Annotated in this window: 1 protein-coding gene; it reads left to right on the forward strand. The window is 42.9% G+C overall.

Translation table 11 applies throughout. The features are described 5' to 3' along the window. On the forward strand, positions 1–343 hold a 343-nt coding region (locus tag AC056_RS19155), incomplete at both ends, for a transposase (protein ID WP_171262135.1).

Raw genomic sequence — 343 nt, forward strand, 5'->3', positions numbered from 1 at the left:
GTTTGAGCGTTATCAGCGAAATGAAAAGGCACTGCTCGCTTCAATGCTTGAGATGTATGTTTCGGGCGTTTCGACACGTAAAGTTTCAAAGATTGTTGAAGAGCTATGTGGAAAATCTGTATCGAAATCTTTTGTTTCTAGCCTGACTGAGCAGTTAGACCCGATGGTCAACGAATGGCAGAACCGTTCACTCTCAGGTACGAATTATCCTTATCTGATGACTGATGTTCTCTACATAAAAGTCCGTGAGGACCATCGAGTGCTTTCTAAAAGCTGCCATATTGCGATCGGGATAACAGAAGGTGGCGACCGTGAAATCATTGGCTTCATGATTCAAAATGAA

Origin of the sequence: Acinetobacter genomosp. 33YU (assembly GCF_001990725.1) — a bacterium.
Lineage (GTDB): Bacteria > Pseudomonadota > Gammaproteobacteria > Pseudomonadales > Moraxellaceae > Acinetobacter > Acinetobacter seifertii.